A 24,259-nucleotide genomic window follows, 5' to 3' on the forward strand; every position below is an offset into this window, starting at 1 on the left:
CCGCCTCAGCCCTTGCGCCGCTCGTCGTCGCGGCCGGTGACACGGCCGATGTGCACGGGCTGCTGGTAGACGTTGTCGCGGTGCTCGGACCAGTCGCCGTGCACCGTGTACTGGTCGCCGGACGGGCGCTCCCGGCCGGGGCCGGCCGCCGGCGGGGCGGTGGCGTCGCCGTCCGGGGCTGCGCCTGCCGCCCGCGAGGCGGTGGCGTCGCCGTCCGAGGCGGGGGCTTCGGCGTCCCGGGCCGGCCCGGCGTCGGGAGCCGGCGTCTCGGCCGCGCTTCCGGGCCGGGGGTCGGCGGGGATCTCGGGGGCGGGCAGGCCGGGCAGATGGCACCAGGCGGTGACCTCGCCCTCCTTGAGCCGCAGCCGGGCCCGCGTGTACTGCCCCGGCTCGATGAACTTGCCGCCGCCGCTGACCACGTCCTCGTACAGGGACTGCGAGGTGACCAGCACCAGGTCGGCGTTGTCGGCGTCGAGGAGGCGGCGGGCGACGGCGGAGTCGGCCAGCCGGCAGGCCAGGTCGACCGCGCGTCCGCTGATGCCCCGGTCGTCGTGCCGGACCGGGCCGACGTGCATGCCGACGCGCAGTCCCAGGGGCACGCGCAGACCGCGGTTCTCGTCCCGCAGTTTCTCGCGCACCTCGACCAGCCACAGGCCGAGCAGCCGGCTCACCGCGACGCGGCCGGTGACCGCCACGAGCACGCCGTCCCCGCGGTCCTCCAGGTGGAGGGCGTCGCGGGGCACCGAGGCGTGGGCGAAGGCCGTCTCCAGCACCCGGTAGATCCGGGCGCGCATCCGCGGCTTGTCGACGTCGTCGTACTCCCCGGACCGTCTGGCGTCGACGCTGATCACCAACTCGTAGTGCTCCTCGGTGATTTCCGCCGCGTCGTGGTTCACCCGTGCCCCCTGCAGTGCTGTCCGCTCATGGATGAGGTGGTCGTCCCAACAGCGTCGGGCCCGGGACGCGGGGCCGTCTGTAGCCGTTTACACACGGCGGGCGGCGCGTTACTCGTGATGGCCGTCCGCGAGCAGGGCGAGCAGGGCCGGGTCGAGGATCTCGACCATCCGGTTGCCGGTGCGCACGATGCGCTGGGCGCGCAGCAGCCGCAGGGCCTTGGCGACGGCCTCCCGGGTGGCGCCGATGGTGGCGGCCAGCTCGTCCTGGGCCAGGTGGACGACGGAGCCGGCGGGCGGGGCGCCGGACGGCCGGCCCGCCGCGGAGGGGGCGTAGGGGCCGGCGGGTTCGGTCGCGGAGAGTTCGCTGAGCCGGCCGGCGAGGCGCTGCAGGACGGTGAGGGAGGCGAGCGCGGACCGTTCCTGGTCGGCGCTGCGCAGCCGGAAGGTGAGCTGGCGTATCACCAGTCCGCTGACGCGGGGGTTCAGTGCGAGGAAGCGGCGGAAGGCGTCGCCGGATATGACCTGGGCCGCTATCGGGCCGAGGGCGCGCACGGTGGCACTGCGCGGATGCGGGTCCAGCGCGGCCATCTCGCCGAGCAGTTCACCGGGTCCGCGCAGGCCGAGTATCAGCCGGGTGGCGCCCCGGTCGGTGGACACGGAGACGGTGACCCAGCCTTCGAGGAGGATCAGCACGTGGCTGGACCGGTCGCCCTCGGTCAGCAGGTGCGCGTCGGCCGGGAAGTGCCTGCGGTTGCCGAGGGCCATGACGCCCTCGCGCTCCTGTGCGGAAAGAGACTGCGCGAACGCAAGGTCATTGCCGAGCAGCCCCATGGCCACGCCCCCCGCCGCAGTGCCGATGGCCGGTTTTTCGATGGCGTTGATGGTGGCAGAACGCCGTTTTCAGGCGAGTGAATTGCGCCACATCGGGGGTACCGTCCGGTAATGACGGAACTGCCAGGTACGTCGTCCGGGCAGCGCGGTTCAAGAGCACGGACCGGGCCTCGGCGCGCGGCGGCCCGCGGCGCCTGCAGCCGTCGGCGTCGATCGACTACGGCGAGGTCAGCCCCTCCTGAGGGTGACACCTCGCATAAATGCGCCAACTCGGGAAGCGGGGCGATTTGGCGAGAACTCGGGTTTTCCGCAGGTGCGGCGGCGCGGGTTTCAGCCCGTCGCGCAGGTCTCCCCGTCGAGCGTGAAGCCGTACGGTGTCCGGTTCCGGTCCCGCCAGGAGGCGATGAAGCCGAAGGACAGCGGCGAGTGCGCGGCGACCGACCTGTTGTAGTCGGCGGCGGTGGCGGTGACCCGGGAGCCGTCCTGGTGGACGGTGGCGTCCCACATCCGGTCGACCTGCTGGCCGTCGCGGAAGCTCCAGGCGACCCGCCAGCCGTTGAGGGCCTCGGCGCTGGTGACGGTGACGGTGGCCTGGAAGCCGTCGGGCCACTGGTTGACCAGGTCGTAGACGACCCGGCAGGTGGGGGCGGGGCGGGCCCGGCGGCTGGGGCCCGGGTCGGTGGCGCCGGCGGAGGCGCCCTGAGGTTCGGGATCGGGGTTCCCGGTCTCGTGCCGGGTCCGGGGAGCGGTGGCGGTGGGAGTGGCGGGAGCCGGTTTCGCTGACACGGAGGCCCGGGACGCCGATTCCCCGGGTGCCGGGGAGCCGCTCGCGACCGGGAACGTGCCGGGGTCGGCGACCGGCTGGCGGTCGTCGCGGGCCGCCGCCTCGTCGCCGCCGGAACCGCCGAGCGGCATCATCGACACCCCGAGCGCCAGGGCGGACAGCAGGACGGCCGCGGCCAGCAGGCCGCCCCGCAGCGCCCGGCCGCGGCCCGCCCGCTCCTCCGGGTCGCCGCCGACGTCGGCCGCGCCCGGCCGGCCGGCGCCCAGCCGGACCTCGGCGGCGCGCCGCCTGCGCTCCAGATAGGCGAGGCCGCCCCAGCCGATGACCCCGCCGGCGATCGCGGCGGGCAGACCGCCGCCGTGCAGGCGCAGACAGGCCGCGGCCTCCGCGCACCCCGCACAGGTGGCGAGGTGCCGGGAGAGGTCGGCCGGCGTCTCGGCGCCCGCCGACCGGGTCACCGCGTCCAGCAGCCGGGCGTACGCGCGGCACTCCGCGTCCATCGGCGAGTCGAGGTGCGCCCGGTGGCAGCGGCCCCGGAACAGCCCCCGCACCTCTTCGAGCTCACCGGCGGCCGTGGCCGGGTCCAGACCGAGTCTGCGGGCCACGGCGGGCAGCGGCAGCGCCTCCACCTCGGCGAGCCACAGCAGCGCGGCGTCCGGCTCCTGCAGGTCCCTCAGGCCCCGCAGGGCGACCGGCCGCCCGGTCGGCGGTCCGGCGAACCTGGCGGCCTGGCCGGAGTTGAGCCACAGCCGCAGGTCCGGGTCCAGCTTGTGCCCCTGCCCGGCGGCCTCCCAGCCCGCGGCCGTGTTCCGTACGGCGGTGAGCAGTTCCGGGATCGCCGGCAGCCGGCCCGGGCGCCTCGCCGGACCGCGCCCGGGGACGGGCCCGGCGCCCCGCAGTTCGCGCATGCCCGCCGTGAACGCCTCGGTCGCGAGCTGATGGGCCGTCAGCGATCCCGAGGTGCACAAGTCGGCGTAGCTGAGCACCGCGTCCCAGCATTCCGAGAACAGCTCCGTCTCGGTGGCGTCCTGGGGGGCCGGCAGGTCGGGCATGGCACTCCTGCATCCACGAGCGAGGTCAACTCACCGCACAAATAGGGGAGTTGAGGAAACCCCGCGGCGGGCAGGAGCCTTTCACGCCTCCGACACGACTGACAAGCGCCAGGTCCGGATCGAGTGATCACGAGGTCGCGCCCCGTGACCGGCCGCGGCCGGGCCGGTCACTCCCGTCTCCCATACGGACGCGGGCCCTGATCCGCTCACCGTCCGGCCGGCCGTTTCCCGGGGCTTCAGGCCTCCACCGGTTCCTCGGCGGGCAGGCTGTCCATGAAGGAGCTGACGGAGAACACCGCGCGGCCCGGTCCGGGCGGCCCGTAGCCGGGGGGCGAGGAGAGACCGAAGTCGTCCATCGTGGCCCGGTAGGCCTCCAGCAGCCGGATGTGGTACTCCAGCGGCGCGCCCTGCGGGTTCGCCTTGCCGAGCGGGGTGGTCGGCTCCGGGCACCAGGTGGTGAAGCGGGGCGTGATGCCGTGCGACATGAAGAAGCGCAGGCCCTCGGTGGTGGACGCGATGGCCTCGTCGACGGTGGTGAAGCCGAACGGCTCGGCCATCTCCACGCCCGCGACGAAGTTCGGGATCACGTTGCGCGCGCCGAAGACCTCGGCGGAGTCCAGGATCCGCTTGTGCCACTCGTCACGGCCGACGTAGCGCTCCTTGCCGGGGCAGTACAGCTCGAACAGGCGCCGGTCCCACACCTCGAAGTTGGGGTGGTAGATCTGCACGCCGTAGTCCTTGAACCGCTGGACGTCGTCCTTGGGCAGGGCCTGGGCGACGACCTTGCCGATCCAGCGGCCCGGGAAGCGCTCCTCGATGGCCTTGGCGTAGTGGCCGTAGAAGTCGGCCTCGTCCCGCCCGGCGACCGTCTTGGTGATGGCGCCGCCGGTGAGGGTGTAGGCGGTGGACGCCTTCTGGGTGTCGTACCGGTCGATGATCTCGAGGGCCTCCAGCACCTCCTCGACGTCCTTCACCCCGGTGTAGGGCCGGCCGGCCGCCTTGTGCTGGCGCCAGTTGTGGTTGATGTCGCAGTACTGGCACTCCTCCTTGGCGCCGAAGTACTGGCAGACCCGGAAGACCGTCAGGTAGATCAGGTAGCCCCACTGGATGGTGGGGGCGACCTCCATGACGGACTTCCCGTTGGAGAGGGTGTGCCGGTAGTACTCGGGCATGGGCGGCACGCCGACGTCGGCGATCCGGCTGCCGTCGAGGTACAGCCCGAGGAGCCCCTCCTCGTCGGCGGCGACCCGGTACGGCGAGGCGGGGTTCACCCGTACGGAGACGACGGTGCGCCGCAGGTCGTACGGGCCGCCCGTGAGGATGATCTCCTCCGGGGGCCGGCGCAGCGCGGCCTCGCCCAGCTCGGGCAGGGTGCCGTGGTCGAAGGAGAAGATGAAGTACGACTTCGGCTTGACCTCGCCGCCCTCGTTGTCGCTCAGCGCGGAGGCGTCGAAGGCGACTCCGCCGCGGAGCAGGTCCTCCTTGAAGACGGCCTCCCGCGGCACATGCGGGAAGCGCTCCATCAGATCCTCGACCAGCGCGGTGCGGCTGCCCATCCGTCATCTCCTCCCGGCTCGGACGTTCGGATCTCACCGTATGCCCCCGTTCGCGCGCCGGCCCGGCCGGGTCCCCGTGCGGCGCGCGAGCCGCCCCGGTACGGCGTCCCGTCAGGCCGTCCGCTCCAGGACGGTGTGATCGACGGCATACGCGAGCGGGCGCCCCGCCGCCAGCCGGGCCGCCTCCTCCACCACCGTCCGCCCGAGCCGGGCGACCTCGTTGCCCTGCGAGCCGGCGAGGTGCGGGGTCACGAACGCGTTGGGCAGTGCGAACAGGGGCGAGTCGGCGGGCAGCGGCTCCGGGTCGGTGACGTCCAGCACGGCGCCGAGGCGGCCGGTGCGCAGCTCGGCCACCAGGGCCTCGTGGTCGACCAGGGTGCCGCGCGCGGTGTTGATCAGCACGGCCCCCGAGGGCATCAGGGCGAGTTCCCGGGCGCCGATGAGGCGCCGGGTCTCGGGGGTGTCCGGGGCGTGCAGGGTGACGACGTCGGAGCCGCGCAGCAGGTCGTCCAGCGGGAGCAGGGGCACCCCGAGCCGGGCGGCCCCGGCCTCGTCGACGTAGGGGTCGGCGAGGCCGACCCGGAGGTCGTGGGGGCGGAGCAGCTCGATGACCCGGCGGCCGATGCGGGAGGCGCCGACGACGCCGACCCGGCGGCCGTAGTTGCCGACGCCGGGCAGGATGCCGCCGTGGGGGAAGGACCGGCGGGTGCGCAGCAGGTCGCGGGAGGCGAAGACGTCCTTGCCCGAGAGAAGGATCACGGCCAGGGTGTACTCGGCGACGGGCAGGGCGTTCGCGGCGGCGGCCGAGGAGACGGCGATGCCGCGCCGGAAGACCTCGGGGGTGGTGAAGCCCTTGACCGAGCCGGCCGCGTGCAGCACCGCGCGCAGCCTCGGCGCCGCGTCCAGGGCGGCCGCGTCGAGGAGCGGGCAGCCCCAGCCGGTGATCAGGATCTCGGTACGGGCCAGCTTCTCCCGTGCTCCGGGGTCGCCGAGGTCCTCCGCCACGAGGGCGGGGTCGACGTCGACGTGCTCGCGGAGCCCGGCGAGCAGGTCGGGGGGAAAGACGTGCGGCAGGTTGGCCGCCGTCATGGCGAACAGTGCCTGGGGACGCTCGGGCAACGAAGGGGCCTTCCGGCTCGGCGGCGCGCGGATCGCGGACGCCCGGACGGCAACCGCTCTCTACGGTAGGTCGCGGCGGATGAGAGGGTCAACGAACACGCACGCTCGAGGAGGGACGGCAAGGATGAGTCGGACGGTCACCAACTGGGCCCGGAACATCACCTACGAGGCCGAGGGGTTCCACCGCCCGGAGACGGCCGGCGCGCTCCGGTCCCTGGTGGCCGGCAGTGCGCGGGTACGGGTGCTGGGCAGCGGCCACTCCTTCAACCGGATCGCCGAGCCCGGCGCCGACGGGATCCTCGTGTCGCTCGCGGCCCTGCCGCCGGTGATCGACGTGGACACCGCGGCCCGTACGGTGCGCGTCTCGGGCGGGGTCAGATACGCGGAACTCGCCCGCGCGGTCCACGCGCGGGGACTCGCGCTGCCCAACATGGCCTCGCTGCCGCACATCTCGGTGGCGGGCTCGGTGGCCACCGGCACCCATGGCTCGGGCGTCGGCAACGGGCCGCTCGCCGCGGCGGTGCGCGAGGTGGAGCTGCTCACGGCGGACGGCTCCACGGTCACCATCGCCCGGGGGGACGCCCGCTTCGACGGCGCGGTGACCTCGCTGGGCGCGCTCGGCGTGGTGACCGCGCTGACCCTGGAGCTGGAGCCGGCGTACGAGGTCGAGCAGTACGTGTTCACCGAACTGCCGCTCGCCGGACTGGACTACGCGGCGGTGGCGGGGGCGGCGTACAGCGTGAGCCTGTTCACCGACTGGCGGGAGCCGGGGTTCCGGCAGGTGTGGGTGAAGCGGCGCACCGACCAGGCGCCCGTGGACTTCCCGTGGGCGGCCGCCGCGACCGAGGCGATGCACCCGGTGCCGGGCATGCCCGCGGTGAACTGCACCGAGCAGTTCGGGGTGCCGGGACCGTGGCACGAGCGGCTGCCGCACTTCCGGGCGGAGTTCACGCCGAGCAGCGGGGCCGAGCTGCAGTCGGAGTACCTGCTGCCGAGGCAGACCGCCGTCGACGCGCTGCACGCGCTCGACGCCGTCCGTACCACGGTGGCCGGCGTTCTGCAGACCTGCGAGGTGCGCACGGTCGCCGCCGACCCGCAGTGGCTCAGCCCGGCGTACGGACGGGACTCGGTGGCCCTGCACTTCACCTGGATCGAGGACACGTCCGCCGTACTGCCGGTGGTCCGCCGGGTCGAGGAGGCGCTGAGCGCGTTCGACGCCCGTCCGCACTGGGGCAAGGTGTTCACCCTGCCGCCCGCGGAGCTGCGCCCGCGGTACCCGCGTCTGGCCGACTTCCGCGCGCTGGCCGGATCCCTCGACCCCGCGGGCAAGTTCGCCAACTCCTTCGTCCGGGACGTCCTGGCGGCGGGAGCCGGGGAGCACGGAAGCTGAGCGGCGTCGCTGCGGGAGCCCGGCGCCGCGCCGCGACGCGGGCAGGACTTCCGGCGCCGGGTGCGGAATTCGCCGTGCGGGCAGGTGCGTTGACCGTGTCATGACTCAAGGACCAGCGCCCCGCCCCCTGTCCGAGGACGCCGTCTCCCGCCTGCTGGGCGAGCAGCGGTTCGGCACGCTCGCCACCGTCAAGCGCAGTGGCCACCCCCATCTGACCACCATGCTGTACAGCTGGGACGCCGAGGCCCGCACGGCGCGGTTCTCCTCGACGGCCGACCGGGCCAAGGTCGGGCATCTGCGGCGCGACCCGCGTGCGGCGCTGCATGTGCGGGGCGACGACGTGTGGTCGTTCGCGGTCGCCGAGGGCGAGGCCGAGGTCTCGGAGGCCACTACGGTGCCCGGTGACGCGGTGGGGCGGGAACTGCTCGGCATGATCCCGGAGGCCGCAAGGCCCGAGGACGAGCAGGCGTTCCTGGAGCAGTCGGTCGCCGAGCGCCGGGTGGTCGTCCGGCTGAAGGCGCACCGGCTGTACGGCACGGCGCTCGACATCGACGGCTAGCCGGCCGCTTCCTGGTGGGCCGAACCGGCTTCCTCCACCCCCTTTCCCAACCCCTTGTAGAAAGGGTCGCCGGCCCATAGCCTGTCGGCGCGCCGGTGCCGGTCCCGCCCCCGGCCGACGGGATGGGAGGGGCCGGTCCGTGAAGCGCACGTCACGTGACATCCGCACCGCGAACCGCTACGAGGTGCTGCGCCGGATCATCGCCGGCTCCCCCACCTCGCGGCAGGAGCTGGCCGCCGCCACCGGCCTCAGCCTGGCCACGGTCGCCACCCTGGTCGGCGAGCTGCTGGATCTGCGCATGATCACCGAGGTCGGCTTCGAGGACTCGGCGGGCGGCCGGCCCCGGGGCCTGGTCGCCGTCGACGCGTCCGGCGGCGCACTGGTCGGGGTGGACATCGCGGAGACGTACGTCCACGTCGAGCTGTTCGACCTGGCCCTGAACGTACTGGCCCGCACCGAGGAGGAGTTGGACGCCGGCGAGCGGGGCCCCGAGCGGGTGGCCGGCCGGGTCGCCGCAGCCGTCGGCTCGGTGGTGGCCCGGGCCGGGGCGGGGTCGGACAGGGTGCTCGGCGTCGGCGTGAGCATGCCGGGCCAGATCGACCGGGACGGCGGTGTCGTCGAGTACGCGGCCAACTGGGACTGGCACGACGTGCCGCTGCTCCATCTGCTCGCCGAGCGCATCTCCCACCCGCTGTACCTGGACAACCCGCTGCGCGCCTGCACCGCGGCCGAGCTGTGGTTCGGGGCCGCGCGGGGGCGCGGGGACGTCGTGGTGGTGAACCTCGGCACGGGCGTCGGCGCGGGTCTCGCGCTCGGCGGCGGGCTGCACCGGGGAGCCAGCAACAGCGCGGGCGAGTGGGGGCACACCACCCTCGTGCTGGACGGCAGACCGTGCCACTGCGGCGGCCACGGCTGCGTGGAGACCTACGTCGGGGCGCCCGGCATCATGCGGAACCTGCGCGAACTGAGCCCGCACTCACCGCTGTTGCACCCCGGGGACCAGACGGCGACCGTCGACGCCCTGGGCGCGGCGGCCGTCGCGGGCGACCCGGTGGCGCTCGAGGCGGTCCGCGACACCGCCCGCTATCTGGGCGCCGGGATATCCGATCTGATCAACCTGCTCAACCCCGAAGTGGTCGTGCTCAGCAGCTGGGTGGCGGCCCGGCTGGGCGCGCCGCTGCTCGACGAGGTCCGCGCGGCCGTCGCCCGGCGGGCGCTGCGGCGGCCGCTGGCGGCCACCGAGATCGTCCTCTCCCCCATCCCGGCCGACCCGGTGTCCCTGGGCGCGGCCACGTTCGCGCTGGAGGGGACGCTGCGGTCCGCCGGACGGCGCACGGCCGCCGTGAGAGGACGCACCACACGCAACGGCTGAGCTAGGAGAAACCGATGTCCGGTCGCACCTCCACCACCGAGTACGTCGAGGACGTCTCGCCGGGCTCCGGGACGCTCGCGCCCCGGGCCTGGTACGCCGCCTCGGACGCCAAGTCGCTCTCCCTGAACGGAAGCTGGCGTTTCAGACTGTCGGACACGGCCGACGCCGAGGACGACTCCTTCGCGCGCGAGGGATACGACGCGTCCGGCTGGGCGGAGCTGCGGGTCCCCGGCCACTGGGTCCTCCAGGGGCACGGCTCTCCCGCCTACACCAACGTCCTCTACCCGTTCCCGGTCGACCCGCCCCGGGTCCCGACCGAGAATCCGACCGGTGACCACCTGCGCGTCTTCGATCTGCCCGAGGACTGGCCCGACGGCGAGGACGGCGGGGCGGTGCTCCGTTTCGACGGGGTGGAGTCCTGCGCCCGCGTCTGGCTGAACGGCGCCGAACTGGGCCACTTCAAGGGTTCGCGGCTGCCGCACGAGTTCGCGGTCGGCCCTCTGCTGAGGCCGGCGGGCAACGTGCTGGCGGTACGGGTCCACCAGTGGTCCGCGGGCTCGTACCTGGAGGACCAGGACCAGTGGTGGTTGCCGGGCGTCTTCCGGGACGTCACGCTGCTGCACCGCCCGGCGGGCAGCGCGCTGGACTTCTTCGTGCACGCCTCGTACGACCATGTCGCCGGCACCGGCACCCTGCGCGTCGACTCCGAGGTGGACGGCCGGGTGACCGTGCCGGACCTCGGCATCGACGTCGCCACCGGGGAGCCGGTGACGGTGCCGGTCGAGCCGTGGTCGGCGGAGGTCCCGAGGCTGTACGACGGGGTGCTGGACACCGGGGGCGAGCGGGTGCCGCTGCGCGTCGGCTTCCGTACGGTGGAGCTGTCGGACGGGCTGATCAAGGTCAACGGCAGGGCCGTGCTGTTCAAGGGGGTCAACCGGCACGAGTGGCATCCGCGGCGGGGCCGCGCGCTGGACCTCGCGACGATGCGGGAGGACGTGCTGCTGATGAAGCGGCACAACGTCAACGCCGTCCGCACCTCCCACTACCCGCCGCACCCGGCCTTCCTCGACCTGTGCGACGAGCTGGGCCTGTGGGTCGTCGACGAATGCGACCTGGAGACCCACGGCTTCACCGAGCAGGGCTGGCGGGACAACCCCGTCGACGACGACCGCTGGACCCCGGCCCTGCTGGACCGCGCGGCCCGCATGGTCGAGCGGGACAAGAACCACCCCGCCGTCGTCGTCTGGTCGCTGGGCAACGAGGCCGGCACCGGCCGGGGCCTGACCGCGATGGCCGGGTGGATCCGCGACCGCGATCCCTCGAGGCTGCTGCACTACGAGGGCGACCACGACTGCCGGGACACGGACGTGTACTCGCGGATGTACCTCTCCCACAGCGACGTGGAGCGGGTCGGCCGCGGCCTGGACGGCGGCACCCGACGGCGCCGCCGACTGCCGTTCATCCTCTGCGAGTACGGGCACGCCATGGGCAACGGCCCCGGCGGGCTCGCCGAGTACCAGCGGCTGTTCGAGGCGCACGGCCGGCTGCAGGGCGGCTTCGTCTGGGAGTGGATCGACCACGGCGTCGAGGACGAGCGCTTCGGCTACGCCTACGGCGGCGACTTCGGCGAGGAGCTGCACGACGGCAACTTCGTCTGCGACGGGCTGCTCTTCCCGGATCGGCGGCCCTCCCCCGGCCTCGTCGAGTACAAGAAGGTGATCGAGCCGGTCGCGATCGAGGGCGACGGCACCGGCGGCAGCGTCCGCGTCACCAACAAGTACGACTTCGCCGACCTCTCGGCGCTGGCCTTCACCTGGGCCTACCAGGTGGACGGCGAGACGGTGGCGTCCGGCGCCCTGCCGGTGCCTCCGCTGACGCCGGGCGAGTCGGCCGAGGTGAAGCTGCCCGAGCCGCCGGCCGCGGCGCCGGCGGGCGAGGCCCACTGGACCGTACGGGCGCTGCTCGCCGCCGACACGGTCTGGGCGCCGAGGGAACACGTGGTCGCCTGGGGCCAGTTCGCGGTCTCGCCGCACCCGGCGCCGACGGTCCCGGCGACCAGCGGCCCGGCGCCCGGCGACGGTGTGATCACCCTCGGCCCGGCCTCCTTCGACGCCCGCAGCGGCGCCCTGCGGTCGATCGGCCGGGTGGCGGTCACCGGGCTGCGCCTGGACGTGTGGCGGGCGACCACCGACAACGACGACGGCGCCGCCTGGCAGAGCGACGCCCGCTACGGCCTGCTCTGGCGCGAGCTCGGTCTGCACCGCATGCGGCACCGGCTGGACGCCGTGGAGGTGGACGAGGACGCGCTGACCGTGCGCACCCGGACGGCGCCGGCGGCCCGGGAGTTCGGGCTGTCGGCCGTGTACCGCTGGACGTCGGACGGCACGCGGCTCGCTCTGACCGTGTCCGTGACCCCGGACGGCGACTGGCCGGTGCCGCTGCCCCGGCTCGGCATCCGCTTCGGGCTGGCCGCTGCCGACCGCGTCCGGTGGTACGGCGGCGGGCCGGGCGAGGCGTATCCGGACAGCGCGACGGCGTCGGCGGTCGGCCGCTGGCAGTCGACCGTGGACGAGCTGCAGACGCCGTACGTCCGTCCCCAGGAGAACGGCGCCCGGGCCGGGGTCCGCTGGGCGGAACTCGGCGGCCTGCGCATCGAGGGCGACCCGGAGTTCTCCCTCACCGCCCGGCGCTGGACCACCGAGCACCTGGACGCGGCCGCCCACCTGAGCGACCTCACGCCCGGTGACACGGTGTGGGTCAACCTGGACCACGGCCTGCACGGCCTCGGCTCCCAGTCCTGCGGCCCGGGCCCGCTGCCGCGGTACCTCCTGCGGGCCGAGCCCTCCCGGTTCTCGTTCGTCCTCTCGGAGGCTCCCGCCTGACGAAATGCCTGGTCCCGCGCGGGTCACGGTGAGCGCACCGCGCGGGCCGGCGGCCACAGCCTGGATATCCTTGGACGCCGGCTCGGCATCCAAGGAGGTGGCCCATGGCCCGCGCGGGACTCACCGTCGACCGGATCGTCGCGGCCGCCGCCGAACTCGCCGACGAGGCGGGCTTCGAGAAGGTCTCCCTGTCCGCGCTGGCCCGGCGCTTCGGGGTGAAGGACGCCAGCCTCTACTCGCACGTCCGCAACCTGAACGACCTGCGCACCCGGCTCGCGCTGCACGCGGGTGGCGAGCTGATCGACCGGATCGCGGCGGCCGTCGCCGGCCGGGCGGGCCGGGACGCGCTGGCCGCCTTCGCGGGCGCCTACCGGTCGTACGCCCTGGAGCACCCGGGCCGTTACGCGGCCACCCAGATCCGCGTCGACCAGAGCCTGGTCGCCGACTCCCCCGCCCTGCGCCGCACCGCCGAGATCACCTACGGCATGCTCCGCGCCTACGGCCTGTCCGAGCCGGACCTGACCGACGCCGTGCGCCTGCTGCGGAGCACCTTCCACGGCTACTGCGCCCTGGAGTCCACCGGCGGCTTCGGCGCCCCGCGCGACGTCGAGGCCTCCTGGGACAAGACGGTGGAGGCCCTGCACATCGCCCTCAGCCACTGGCCCCGGGAGGCGAGGGACGCTCACTGAGTGCAGCCGCGCCCCCAACGACCCTTGCGGAAAGCCACGTTGACAGCAAAAGCGCAACTTCGACATGGCCCGCGCAGGCGGCTACCTTCACCTGGTCCTCGGCGATCACCCACGGCACACCCGACCAGGGAGAGACGCATGCCCCATCTCGCGCTGTACACGTTCGGCGTCCTGAAGTCACCTCTCGCCGATCCCGCACCCCTCACGAGCGAGTTCTACGAGATCGGCGCGGCCGTCTACCGGAAGATGAGTCGGCAGCCGGGATACCTGGCGCACGCCGAGACGGCGGACGGCGACCGGGGCGAACTCTTCGAGGCGGACTGGGGCGCATGGGGACAGTTCGCCGTACCCGCCTGGTACGACAAGGGCCGCACGGTGGAGACCACCGCCCTGGCCGCGACCCTCTCGCTGTGGACCGGCCTGCGCCCCGCCTTCGACGCCATCTACACCGGTCTGCACCGTGAGGCGCTGAACAGGCGTTACGACTGGTTCGAGAGGACCGGGCGTCCGAACTACGTGTTCTGGTGGGTCCCCGACGGCGTGACACCCACCTGGCAGGACGGGGTTGCCCGGCTGGAACACCTCCACGCCCACGGCGCCGCGCCGCACGCCTTCACCTTCCACCACTCGTTCACCCCGGACGGAACTCCGGCCGGGATCAAGGAGGTCGGGCCGAAGAGCGGTCGAGTCCGCTGACGCCGGCCGGATTCGCTAGCCGCGTTCGGCGGCGCTGCGCTCCACGCAGAACTCGTTGCCCTCGGGGTCGGCGAGGACCGCCCAGCCGGTGCCGTCGGGCCTGCGCCGGTCGTCGACCAGGGTGGCGCCGAGGGCGATGACCCGCTCGACCTCCTCGTCGCGGGTGCGGTCCTGCGGCTGGAGGTCGAGATGCAGCCGGTTCCGGACGGTCTTGCGCTCCGGCACGGTGACGAACAGCAGCCCCGCGCCCTCGATCAGCGCCTCCGGGTCGCCGGGGTGGTCGTCCTCGTGCAGCGGCCGGCCCAGCACCTTCGACCAGAAGCCGCCGAGGGCGTAGGCGTCGGCGCAGGCGATCGTCACATGGCGGATCCTGGAAGTCATGTGGTGGAGTCTTCTGCACGGTCACCCGGCGCGGCAACCGAGTTGGGCCGGGCGCGGACCGGAACCGCCGGTCCCGGTCCGTGAACGGGCGGACTCGTCGATGACGGTCCCCCACCTGGGATCGGCTCACGGTTCCTCGGGAAGGACATGATGAAGCTTCTGCTCACCGACTCCGGCATCAGGAACGCGAGCATCCGGGACGCGCTGGTCGGCCTTCTGGACAAGCCGATCGCCGAGTCCAGCGCCCTGTGCATCCCCACCGCGGGATACGGGGGCCCCTACGCCGATCCGGCCGGGCCGTGGCGGTTCGTCAGCGGACGCGCCCCCGGCCCCATGACCGGGCTGGGCTGGAAGTCGGTCGGGTTGCTGGAACTCACCGCGCTGCCCGGCATCGACAGGGCCCGCTGGGTCTCCTGGGTCCGGGAGGCCGACGTCCTGCTGGTCAACGGCGGTGACGCGCTGTACCTGTGCCACTGGATGCGGGAGTCAGGGCTGGCCGCGCTGCTGCCGTCGCTGCCCGACACGGTCTACGTGGGGCTCAGCGCCGGCAGCATGGTGATGACCCCCCGCGTCGGCGAGGAGTTCGTGGGCTGGACGCCGCCCGGCGGCGGCGACGCTGCGCTGGGCGTGGTCGACTTCTCGATCTTCCCGCACCTGGATCATCCGGACTGCCCGGAGAACAGCATGGCCGCGGCGGAGCGGTGGGCGGCCGGGATCGCGGGTCCGGCGTACGCGATCGACGAGCAGACCGCCGTCAAAGTGGTCGACGGCGCCGTCGAAGTGGTCTCGGAGGGCCGCTGGAAGCGGTTCTAGTGCTTCGGGGCGCGGGCGGCGGTCACCGTCGTACGTGGACTAGCGTCAGAACATGACCAGCAGCACGCAGCCCGGCCTCGCCGAAGCCCTCGCCGCCGGAACGGTCGTGCTCGACGGCGGGCTGTCCAACCAGCTCGAAGCGGCCGGTTACGACCTGGGCGACGAGCTGTGGTCGGCACGGCTGCTCGCCGAGCGGCCGGAGGCGATCACCGAGGCGCACCTCGCCTACTTCGAGGCCGGTGCGAGCGTGGCCATCACCGCCAGCTACCAGGCCGGCTTCGAGGGCTTCGCCAGGCGCGGGATCGGCCGGGCGAGAGCGGCGCGGCTGCTGGTGCTCAGCGTGGAACTGGCCCGGGAGGCGGCCCGGCGGGCCGCGGCGGGCGGGGCCGGCCGCCCGCTGTGGGTGGCGGCCTCGGCCGGACCGTACGGGGCGATGCTCGCGGACGGCTCCGAGTACCGGGGACGCTACGGGCTGAGCACCGGCGAGCTGGAGCGGTTCCACCGGCCGCGGCTGGAGGTCCTGGCCGCCGCGGCGCCGGACGCGCTGGCTCTGGAGACGGTTCCGGACGCCGAGGAGGGGGCGGCGCTGGTGCGCGCGGTCCGGGGGCTGGGGGTGCCCGCCTGGCTGTCGTACACCGTCGAGGGCCGGCGTACGCGCGCCGGGCAGCCGCTGGAGGAGGCGTTCGCGCACGCCGCCGGCGCCGACGAGATCATCGCGGTCGGCGTGAACTGCTGCGCGCCGGAGGACGTGCCGTACGCGATCGGGGTCGCGGCCCGGGTCACCGGCAAGCCGGTCGTCGTCTACCCCAACAGCGGGGAGGCCTGGGACCCGCGGGCCCGCGCCTGGACCGGCCGCTCCCGCTTCGACGCCGGGCAGGTCGAGGAGTGGCGGAACGCGGGCGCACGGCTGATCGGCGGCTGCTGCCGGGTGGGGCCGCCGGGGATCGCCGCGATCGTCCGAGCGCTGTGAGCGGACAGGTACCGGTGCTCGCCCGCGCGGGGCGACGACGGCACGGAGTGGACACCCGCGGAACGCCCCGGCACGGAGCCGGCGGCAAACGGAGCGACGACGGCACGGACCGGGCACCGGCGGCATACCGGCGAGGCAGCGGCAGCACGGCGCCGGCGGGGATCGCCGCGATCGCCCGAGCGCTGTGATCAGGCAGGTACCGGTGCTTGCCCGCGCGGGGCGACGACGGCACCGGGTCGGCACCCGCGGAACGCCCACCACGGAGCCGGCGGCAAACGGAGCGACGACGGCACGGACCGGGCACCGGCGGCATACCGGCCAGGCAACGGCAACACGGCGCCGCCGGGGATCGCCGCGATCGCGCCCGCGTGACCCGTCTCCCGGATCTCCGGCCTCCGTTGCCGGGCCCACCTGCGACCGAACCGGTACCCGCGCCGGGCGCGGTGTCAGCGGCGGCGGGCGGCGACCGAGCGGCGCAGGCGCCGGACCGCGGAGGCCCGTGCGGCTCCCGGCGCCCTGACGCCGGAGGCGGACGCCGGTTGCGGGACGGTGGCGGCGGCCGGCCACAGGCCCAGTTCGGCGTCGCGCGGGCCGTAGGCGACACGCGGCTCGCCGACGTCGAAGATCCGCACCGGGTGCGAGGCGTCCCAGGCCTGCCAGCCCGGGTCGCCGGTCGTGGCGAACCGCACCCAGGCCGAGTGCATCGCGTCGCCCAGCTCCTGCGGCGCGCCCGCCCCGGCCAGCTTGACCGACTCCGGCACGTCGCCGGTGTCGAACACGAACCCGAGTTCGAGCGCATGGCAGGCGCCGAGCCCGGGGACCAGGGACGGCCACGCGAACTCGTACAGGTACGAGCGGCCCGGGCGGGCGTCGGCGAGCCGGTGCAGCGGCAGCCGGAGCAGGTGGTCGGTGACCATCTGGCCGACGACCTCGGCGGTGCCGGCGCCGGGGCGGGCGGCACGGTAGCCGCGCGGCACGTCGTGGCCGGCGTGGCAGCGGGCCATGGCCCCGGCCAGGGCGACCGTGCCGAGCCGGTCGACGCGCTCGACCAGGCCGCCGGGCACCAGCCACAGCCGGTACTCGTCCCGGGTCCAGCCCATGAGCAGGTCGGCGCCCCGGGCTGCCTCGCCGTCGATCAGGGCCTGGAGGGGGTCCCGGGGCACGAGGTCCCCGTCCACGACGATGCCGAAGGCGGGCCCGCCCAGCACGGGACTGCTCAGCTTCCCCACCTCGGCCTGGGTGCGCAGCAGCAGTGCGCGGTCGACGGCGGCGAAGGCCTCAGCGGTGGCCGGCACCTTCAGCCGGCCGGCCATCCGGCGCACCACGCGCCGCACCCGGTCGCGCTCGGAGAACTCCGGTGCGCCGCTCTGCAGCACCGCCCGCCGGAACAGACCCTGGGCCGGGGGCGCCGCGATCAGGGCGCCGACGCTGATCGCACCGGCCGACTGCCCGCACAGGGTGACGTTGTCCGGGTCGCCGCCGAAGGCGGCGATGCTGTCGTGCACCCAGCGCAGAGCGGCGAGCTGGTCGCGCAGGCCCGGGTTGGGCGGCGCGTCCGGGAACAGTCCGTAGCCCTCGATCCCGAGCCGGTAGTTGACCGAGACGAGCACGACCCCGTCCCGCGCGAACGCGTGTCCGCCGTAGACCGGCACAGCGGAGGATCCCCTGGTCAGGGCGCCGCCGTGCAGCCACACCAGTACCGGAAGACGGGCGCCGCGGCCCGGCTCGGGGGTCCACACGTTCAGGTTGAGGCAGTCGTCGCCGGCGACGACGGGGTCGGAGAGGTAGCGGGCGAAGGCCTCGGAGTACGGCGGCTTGGGCGCCGTCGGCCCGAAGGCGCCGGCGTCCCGCACGCCGTCCCACGGCTCGGGCGGCTCGGGCGGCCGGAACCGGCGGGGCCCGAAGGGCGGAGCGGCGTACGGGATTCCCCGGAACACCGCTCCACCGCGCTCGTAACGGCCGCGTACGGCCCCGTGGGGTGTCACGACCACGGGGCCCGTCGGCTGCTCTGCCGTCATCACCCACCAGCCCTTCACCACGCCCGGCCCCCGCCGCACGGCACGCCCGGGCACCGATCAAGCACCGCTCACTTCAGAGCACCACATCCGGCGGATGTATTCCGGTGCACGGAGTCCGTGCTGGGCTGTACGGGGGACACGTGGTGGTGCCGGGCCGGCGCGTGGTATCAGGCCGCCCAGACTCCGGAGTTCGCCGCGGTCGAGCCGAAGTCGAAGTAGAAGTGCGTGCCGTCCTTGACGTCCGTCGCGACGACGGTCCACTGGCCCGCCGGGGCGTTCTTGAACGTGCTCTGGCAGTACGAGCCGCCGGAGCTGGGCAGCCAGCACACCGCGACGCTGGTGCTGGTGCCGGGCTTGATGTTGATGTCGGCGCAGTTGCTGGTGGACGTCAGGTACGGGCCGCCCTGGGGGTACCAGCGGTTCCCGGCGGGCTTGGAGTACGACTTGGCGCTGCCGTAGCAGGACTGCGCCCCCGTCTCACCGCTGGTCTGGGCCTGGGCGGCGGGCGCGGCGGCGAGGACGCCGCCGAGCAGCGCCGCCGCGAATAACGCCGCACTGACGGTCTTTCCGATGCTCATCGGTGTTTCCCCCTCGGTCGAGTGCCGGGGCACCCCATCGGTCCCCCTGGCGGCCGCGGTCCGGGCGACCCCATGGCTCGGACTCCCCGCACCGCCACCCCTGGATGCTGCTGGACGCCCCGCGCGGTGAACAGGGTCAATATCGGTCATGTCCGCGTCATTGGGTACGAGTCGGTGATCAGGGTCTCCGGACGCGGGCGCCGGGGCGGGCGGCCGCCGTGCTCACGGCGCCGGCCCCGAGCACCGATGCCGTGAGCACCGCGGCCGCCGCCCGGCCGGGCGCGGCCCTTCACCGAGCCGAAAGCCTCCCCCGGACGGGCGGCCGGTCCTCCGCACGCGCGGGCTCCGCTCACCTCGATGGCCGAACGGGTTCACCGCAGAAACGTCACGTTGCGCTCGCGTGCCGCCCGGATCCGGCCGAGCCCCTCGGTGCCGAGCCGGCGTCCGTCCGGGAACTGGTCGTCCCGGTCCCAGCGCCAGGCCGTGATCATCGCGAGCACCAGGGTCCGGCAGGCGCGCAGCAGGTCCTGGTCGACACCGGGGTAGTGCCCGCCGGCCTCCTCGGGAGCGTGGGCGAGGTCGAACTCGACGGGCCCGCGGCAACACGTCTCGAGGTCCACGAACAGCGGCCCGGTCCTCGTGGAGAGCACGTTGCCCGGGTGCGGCTCGCCGTGCAGCAACTGCTCGGCGCCGCCACGGCCGGCGATCGCTCGCCGCAGGCTCCGCAGCGTGTCGCCGAGCAGCTCCCGGTCCGCTTCGGCGAGCGCCGGGGTGCGGTCGCGGTCCGCCACGAGCCGTCGGGCCTGCTCGACCCGGTCCGTGCAGTGCGGCGCCGGTACGTCGAGCGTGCGCATGCCGGCGTGCAGCCGCTTCAGGGCGTAGGCGTAGTCGGCTGGTGAGACCGTCCGGAAGGGGTCGTGGTAGGTCCACAGCGTGACGACGAAGCCGTCACGCTCATGGACACGCGGCTCCACACGCGGCTCGAGAGCGGCCACCGGGCATCCGGCCTCGGCGAGCCGCAGAGCCAGCTCGACCTCGAACCGGGCGACCTGATGCGCCGCGGGCGCGACCCGGGCCAGGACGTCACAGGGCAGCAGGCGCAGAGTGAGCTTGTTCGAGTCGTGCAGAACGACCGCCTCGTCGGCCGGCAGGGCGAGCGAGGAGGCCGTGTCCTTGGCCGCGGCCACCGCACGCCGGAGCTCCGCTGCCCGCATCGTCTTCTGGTCCCCCTCGCCGCCGGACAGCCGCCGTGTCCGATTCCTTCAAGACCGGGCCCCGGATCCCTGCCTACCGTGGGCCCATGACTCCACGATTCGCCGTGATCGGCGTGGTGGCCTCCGACCTGGCCGCCTCGCTCGCCTTCTACCGCCGTCTCGGACTGGTCTTCCCGGAGGGGGCCGAGAAGCAACCGCATGTCGAGGCCGAACTGCCGGGCGGGCTGGTGCTCGCGCTGGACACCGAGGAGACCGTCCGGTCCTTCCACCCGGCCTGGCGGCCGCCCGCCGCGGGCGGGCGGGTCGCGCTCGCCTTCCGGTGCGGCTCGCCGGCCGAGGTCGACGCGGTGTACGGGGATCTGGTGGGCGCCGGCCACCACGGCGAGCTGAAGCCGTGGGACGCGTTCTGGGGCCAGCGGTACGCCACGGTGCACGACCCGGACGGCAACGCCGTCGACCTGTTCGCCCCGCTAGGGCCTGTCTGACAGTTCCCGCCTGCCGCGCGACGCCATGCACGCACTCTCGCCGCACCGGCCCCAGACCCGAGTACGTCCAGTACGCGGCCCTGGAGCCGGCCCTCCCCCAGCCTTCGGCCGGGGGGACCCCCAGAGCACGCACCTGACGCCGCGCGGCCGCCCTTCGGGCGACGACGCGAATTGTCAGACAGGCCCTAGCCGCCGAGTAGCTCGCCGAGCGTCCGGCCCGCCAGTCGCCGTACGTCGCGGGCGAGGTGCGGCTGGTCGGAGTACCCGGCGCGGGCCGCCGTCTCGGCATAGGGCACCCCGGACCGGGCCAGGGCCAGGGCGCGCTGGAGGCGCAGGACGCGGGCCAGGGTCTTGGGGCCGTAGCCGAACGCGGTCAGGCAGCGGCGGTGCAGCGCGCGTTCGCCGATGCCGAGTCCGGCGGCCGTGGCCGCCACCGGGCGGCCCGCGTCCAGGCACTCCACCAGCCGGCGCAGCAGCGGGTCGGGCCCCTCGGACTCGGCGGCCCAGCCAAGGGCGGCGTCCTCCAGGGCGGTCGCGGCGTCCGGCGCCGCGGCGACGCGGTCGCGCAGCCGCCGGACCCGGGCGGCGGGCCAGAGGTCGGCCAGTTCGGCCCGGGTGTCGCGCAGTTCGGCGGCCGGCACGCCGAGCAGGGCGGGCGCGGTGCCGGGGAAGAAGCGCAGGCCCGCCCAGGCGCGCGGCGGGCCCCCGGGGACGTGGGCGCGGGTGTCGGGGCCGGCGACGAGCAGCCGGCCCTCGCTGAACAGCAGGTCCATGCAGCCGTCGGGCAGCACCGGCCGGGCGGCGGAGTCCTCGGGGGTGCGGCGCCACACCACGGCGCCGGTGAGCCGGGACGGCCGTTCCTCGTACACGGGCGCCAGGTTACGCCGCCGGGGGCGCCACGGGCGGCGGAACGGGCGCCCGCGCTGCGGTCACACCCCGTGCGGAGGGGTGTCGCCGTGTTTGCCGTTCACGCCGTTGGGTCCGGCCGCCCCGGTCCCGCCGGCCGCCCCGTCGGGCTTGTGCGTGTGGTGGTGAGGGTTCCTGGCGTGGGTGCGCAGGCGGGCCGTCACGTCCTCCGGCGGGAGGAAGCGGGACCAGCGCTCGGGGAACTCGGAGGGCATGTCCGGGTCGTCCGGGTCGCTCTCGCGGGCTCCGGCGGCCCAGGCGACGTACTCGGCGACCTGCGCCTCGCGCACCCGCTCGTTCGCCTCACGGGCGGCGGCCGTGGCGGCGGCGGGCCAGACCCGGTCGATGGCGGCGTTCACCGCCGCGCCGACGAGCACGGCGAAGGCCGACACACCGATCCACAGCAGCACGGCGACGGACGCGGCCAGGGAGCCGTAGATGGTGGCGCCCTCGATGGTGTGGGTGAGGTAGATGCGCAGCAGCAGGCTGCCCAGGACCCACATGGCGAGGGCTACCAGGGCGCCGGGCACGTCCTCGATCCACGGGGAGCGCACGGGCACGGAGACGTGGTACAGCGTCGTCAGGAAGACGACCGAGAGGACCAGGACGACCGGCCAGTACAGGACCTGCACCAGCGTCTCCGACCAGGGCACGATCCGTACGACGGCGTCCGGCCCGGCCACCATCAGCGGCAGCGCGACCGAGCCGATCAGCAGGGCCACGATGAACAGCAGGAACGACATCAGCCGGGTCTTGACGATGCCCCGTACGCCGTCGAGGCCGTACATGACGGTGATGGTGTCGATGAAGACGTTCACCGCGCGCGAGCCGGACCACAGGGCGAAGAGGAAGCCGATGGAGATGACGTCGGGCCTGCCGCCCGCCATCACGTCGTGCAGGATCGGCTCGGCGATCTCCTTGACGCCCTTGTCGGACAGGACGGTTCGGGAGGCCTCGAGGATGTTGTTCTCCAGGCTCTGGATGGTGTCGGCGCCCGTCCAGGCGTCGACGTAGCCGAGCAGGCCGATGAGGCTCAGCAGCAGCGGTGGCACCGACAGCAGGGTGAAGAACGCCGCCTCGGCCGCCAGGCCCAGGATCCGGTACTCCATGCACGAGTTGACGGTGTCCTTGAGAAGCAGCCAGGCCGTCCTGCGCTTGGATACGTTCCGGTAGAGGGCTCTGGCCCGGTGGAGGCGGCCGGCGGGCCGCTCGGGGGTTTCACTTCCTGGCTGCACGACCTAACGGTATCCGCCGTACCGCACCGTCCTCACCTTCCGGGGTGGCCTGCCGGTCCCGGCACGCGCCCCGGCGCCCCGGGGGCAGCATCGGCGCGATCGCGGGTAGGTTCGCAGTCATGGCAGGCAACCCGACGCACACCGTGACGAACCAGCCGCCCGCGCTGGTGGGATACGACGTCTTCGGCGCCGACCGGGCCCTCGTGGAGGCCGTCGAGCGGCACACCGCCGCCGAGTCGCTGGACGAGGTGCGGGCGGAACTGTCCGCGCTGGGCCGGGCTGCGGGCTCGGAGCAGGTACAGGAGTGGGGGGCGCAGGCGAACGAGTCCCCGCCGCGGCTGCGCACGCACGACCGCTACGGCCACCGCATCGACGAGGTCGACTTCCACCCGGCCTGGCACCGCCTGCTCGGCAAGGGTGTCTCGGCGGGCCTCACCGGCGCCTGGACCCGGCCGGCGGGGCATGTGCGCCGGGCGGCCGGGTTCCTGGTGTGGACCCAGGTCGAGGCGGGCAACTGCTGCCCGCTGTCGATGACCCACGCGGCCGTGCCCGCGCTGCGCGCCGATCCGGAGCTGGCCGCGGAGTGGGAGCCGCGGCTGGCGTCCACCATCTACGACCGCGGGCTCAGGCCCGCCGCCGGGAAGGCCGGCGCCCTGTTCGGCATGGGCATGACCGAGAAGCAGGGCGGCAGCGACGTACGGGCCAACACCACGCGGGCCCGGCCGCTCGCCGAGGCCGGGACGTACGAGCTGACCGGGCACAAGTGGTTCTGCTCGGCGCCCATGTCGGACGGCTTCCTCGTGCTCGCGCAGGCTCCCGGCGGACTCACCTGCTTCCTCGTGCCGCGCGTCCTCGCCGACGGCGCCCGCAACGTGTTCCTGATCCAGCGGCTGAAGGACAAGCTGGGCAACCGCTCCAACGCCTCCGCCGAGGTCGAGTTCGACGGCACCTGGGCGCGCGTGGTGGGCGAGGAGGGGCGCGGCGTCCGCACGATCATCGACATGGTCGCCGCGACCCGGCTGGACTGCGCGCTCGGCTCGGCCGGGCTGATGCGGCAGGCGGTGGCGCAGGCGGTGCACCACTGCGAGCACCGGGAGGCCTTCGGCGGCAGGCTGGCCGACAAGCCGCTCATGCGCAACGTGCTGGCCGACCTCGCGCTGGAGTCCGAGGCCGCGACCGCGCTGGCGCTCCGGTGCGCCGCCGCCTACGACGACGGGAGCGAGCGGGAGCGCGCCTTCCTGCGGCTCGCGGTGCCGGCCGCCAAGTACTGGATCACCAAGCGCTGCGCCCCGCTGGCGGTGGAGGCCGCCGAGTGCCTGGGCGGCAACGGGTACGTCGAGGAGTCGGGCCTGCCCCGGCTGGTGCGGGAGTCACCGCTGAACTCCGTCTGGGAGGGCGCGGGGAACGTGCAGGCGCTGGACGTGCTGCGGGCGCTGCGGCGCGAGCCGGGCGCGCTGGACGCCTGCCTCACCGAGATCGGCCGGGCGCACGGCGCCGACCACCGGCTGGACCGTGCGGTCAAGGACCTGTTCACCGAACTGGCCGACCTGGAGGGCGTCGAGGGCCGGGCCCGGCGGCTGGTGGAGCGGCTCGCGCTGGTGCTCCAGGGGTCGCTGCTGGTGCGGTTCGCGCCGCCGGAGGTCGCCGACGCGTTCTGCGCCTCCCGGCTCGGCGGCGACCGGGGCGGTTCGTTCGGCACGCTGCCGGCGGGCCTGGACCTGGCACCGGTGGTCGAGCGGGCGCGGCCGGTGTCCTGATCCGGACCGGCCGTCCGGAGCCTGCGCGGGCACACACGACGGGGGTGGTGCTGCGCCGACACGGCACCACCCCCGC

Annotated in this window: 21 protein-coding genes; 10 read left to right on the plus strand and 11 right to left on the minus strand. The window is 74.3% G+C overall.

The window, feature by feature from the left end:
- Positions 1–5: 5 nt before the first annotated feature.
- From ACZ7JA_RS15510 to ACZ7JA_RS15530, 5 genes are all read right to left on the minus strand, one after another.
- Positions 6–896: a nucleotidyl cyclase domain-containing protein gene (locus tag ACZ7JA_RS15510; RefSeq protein ID WP_389302449.1), complete on the minus strand. Its 891-nt coding sequence runs from the start codon at positions 894–896 to the stop codon at positions 6–8.
- A 108-nt stretch (positions 897–1,004) separates the two neighbouring features.
- On the minus strand, positions 1,005–1,727 hold the full coding sequence (locus ACZ7JA_RS15515; RefSeq protein WP_351665657.1) for a Crp/Fnr family transcriptional regulator: 723 nt from the start codon (positions 1,725–1,727) through the stop codon (positions 1,005–1,007).
- Positions 1,728–2,057: 330 nt separating this feature from the next.
- Complete coding sequence (locus ACZ7JA_RS15520; RefSeq protein WP_470808695.1) at positions 2,058–3,563, minus strand: cellulose binding domain-containing protein; 1,506 nt, start codon at positions 3,561–3,563, stop codon at positions 2,058–2,060.
- Positions 3,564–3,799: 236 nt separating this feature from the next.
- Positions 3,800–5,119 (minus strand): radical SAM protein, encoded by a 1,320-nt coding sequence (locus tag ACZ7JA_RS15525; RefSeq protein WP_351665661.1) that lies wholly within the window; start codon positions 5,117–5,119, stop codon positions 3,800–3,802.
- Positions 5,120–5,230: 111 nt separating this feature from the next.
- Entirely contained in the window at positions 5,231–6,238 is a 1,008-nt protein-coding gene (locus ACZ7JA_RS15530) for a hydroxyacid dehydrogenase (protein ID WP_470808699.1), read from the minus strand.
- 124 nt (positions 6,239–6,362) lie between these two features.
- Between ACZ7JA_RS15530 and ACZ7JA_RS15535 the strand changes: the two genes are divergently transcribed.
- From ACZ7JA_RS15535 to ACZ7JA_RS15560, 6 genes are all read left to right on the plus strand, one after another.
- On the plus strand, positions 6,363–7,628 hold the full coding sequence (locus ACZ7JA_RS15535; RefSeq protein ID WP_389448124.1) for an FAD-binding protein: 1,266 nt from the start codon (positions 6,363–6,365) through the stop codon (positions 7,626–7,628).
- A 100-nt stretch (positions 7,629–7,728) separates the two neighbouring features.
- Positions 7,729–8,187, plus strand: coding sequence for a TIGR03618 family F420-dependent PPOX class oxidoreductase (locus tag ACZ7JA_RS15540; RefSeq protein ID WP_389448122.1), 459 nt, complete (start codon positions 7,729–7,731; stop codon positions 8,185–8,187).
- Between the two features lie 139 nt (positions 8,188–8,326).
- Positions 8,327–9,559 (plus strand): ROK family protein, encoded by a 1,233-nt coding sequence (locus tag ACZ7JA_RS15545; RefSeq protein WP_470808702.1) that lies wholly within the window; start codon positions 8,327–8,329, stop codon positions 9,557–9,559.
- Positions 9,560–9,573: 14 nt separating this feature from the next.
- The gene (locus tag ACZ7JA_RS15550; protein ID WP_389448118.1) at positions 9,574–12,441 is read left to right on the plus strand and encodes a glycoside hydrolase family 2 TIM barrel-domain containing protein; all 2,868 of its coding nucleotides are present in this window, start codon (positions 9,574–9,576) and stop codon (positions 12,439–12,441) included.
- A gap of 104 nt (positions 12,442–12,545) precedes the next feature.
- Complete coding sequence (locus ACZ7JA_RS15555; protein WP_351665673.1) at positions 12,546–13,130, plus strand: TetR/AcrR family transcriptional regulator; 585 nt, start codon at positions 12,546–12,548, stop codon at positions 13,128–13,130.
- A gap of 138 nt (positions 13,131–13,268) precedes the next feature.
- A complete protein-coding gene (locus ACZ7JA_RS15560; protein WP_351665675.1) occupies positions 13,269–13,826 on the plus strand; it encodes a DUF3291 domain-containing protein in 558 nt (185 codons plus the stop codon).
- Between the two features lie 15 nt (positions 13,827–13,841).
- Here ACZ7JA_RS15560 and ACZ7JA_RS15565 read toward each other — a convergent pair whose 3' ends face one another.
- Positions 13,842–14,207 (minus strand): VOC family protein, encoded by a 366-nt coding sequence (locus ACZ7JA_RS15565; protein ID WP_351665677.1) that lies wholly within the window; start codon positions 14,205–14,207, stop codon positions 13,842–13,844.
- Positions 14,208–14,357: 150 nt separating this feature from the next.
- Here ACZ7JA_RS15565 and ACZ7JA_RS15570 point away from each other — a divergent pair, with 150 nt between their 5' ends.
- Both ACZ7JA_RS15570 and mmuM read left to right on the plus strand, forming a co-directional pair.
- Entirely contained in the window at positions 14,358–15,020 is a 663-nt protein-coding gene (locus ACZ7JA_RS15570) for a Type 1 glutamine amidotransferase-like domain-containing protein (RefSeq protein ID WP_470809002.1), read from the plus strand.
- A 52-nt stretch (positions 15,021–15,072) separates the two neighbouring features.
- Complete coding sequence (gene mmuM, locus ACZ7JA_RS15575; RefSeq protein WP_470808706.1) at positions 15,073–15,990, plus strand: homocysteine S-methyltransferase; 918 nt, start codon at positions 15,073–15,075, stop codon at positions 15,988–15,990.
- Between the two features lie 446 nt (positions 15,991–16,436).
- Here the strand turns inward: mmuM and ACZ7JA_RS15580 are convergent, their stop codons facing one another.
- The 3 genes from ACZ7JA_RS15580 to ACZ7JA_RS15590 all read right to left on the minus strand — a co-directional run bounded on the left by ACZ7JA_RS15580 (position 16,437) and on the right by ACZ7JA_RS15590 (position 19,800).
- Positions 16,437–18,008 (minus strand): carboxylesterase/lipase family protein, encoded by a 1,572-nt coding sequence (locus ACZ7JA_RS15580; protein WP_389302477.1) that lies wholly within the window; start codon positions 18,006–18,008, stop codon positions 16,437–16,439.
- Positions 18,009–18,175: 167 nt separating this feature from the next.
- Positions 18,176–18,586 (minus strand): hypothetical protein, encoded by a 411-nt coding sequence (locus tag ACZ7JA_RS15585; RefSeq protein ID WP_351665685.1) that lies wholly within the window; start codon positions 18,584–18,586, stop codon positions 18,176–18,178.
- A gap of 371 nt (positions 18,587–18,957) precedes the next feature.
- The gene (locus ACZ7JA_RS15590) at positions 18,958–19,800 is read right to left on the minus strand and encodes a phosphotransferase enzyme family protein (protein ID WP_470808709.1); all 843 of its coding nucleotides are present in this window, start codon (positions 19,798–19,800) and stop codon (positions 18,958–18,960) included.
- Positions 19,801–19,886: 86 nt separating this feature from the next.
- On the opposite strand from ACZ7JA_RS15590, the gene ACZ7JA_RS15595 reads away from it, so the two are divergent.
- Positions 19,887–20,285, plus strand: coding sequence for a VOC family protein (locus tag ACZ7JA_RS15595; RefSeq protein ID WP_389302484.1), 399 nt, complete (start codon positions 19,887–19,889; stop codon positions 20,283–20,285).
- 185 nt (positions 20,286–20,470) lie between these two features.
- Here the strand turns inward: ACZ7JA_RS15595 and ACZ7JA_RS15600 are convergent, their stop codons facing one another.
- Together ACZ7JA_RS15600 and ACZ7JA_RS15605 are read right to left on the minus strand one after the other, a co-directional pair.
- A complete protein-coding gene (locus tag ACZ7JA_RS15600; RefSeq protein WP_389448103.1) occupies positions 20,471–21,154 on the minus strand; it encodes a helix-turn-helix domain-containing protein in 684 nt (227 codons plus the stop codon).
- Positions 21,155–21,214: 60 nt separating this feature from the next.
- Positions 21,215–22,426, minus strand: coding sequence for a YihY/virulence factor BrkB family protein (locus tag ACZ7JA_RS15605; RefSeq protein WP_351665692.1), 1,212 nt, complete (start codon positions 22,424–22,426; stop codon positions 21,215–21,217).
- 119 nt (positions 22,427–22,545) lie between these two features.
- On the opposite strand from ACZ7JA_RS15605, the gene ACZ7JA_RS15610 reads away from it, so the two are divergent.
- Positions 22,546–24,183 carry an acyl-CoA dehydrogenase family protein gene (locus tag ACZ7JA_RS15610; protein ID WP_351665694.1) on the plus strand — a complete coding sequence of 546 codons (1,638 nt, stop codon included), beginning with the start codon at positions 22,546–22,548 and terminating at the stop codon, positions 24,181–24,183.
- Positions 24,184–24,259 lie beyond the last annotated feature (76 nt).

This window comes from Streptomyces sp. NPDC038135, assembly GCF_055601245.1.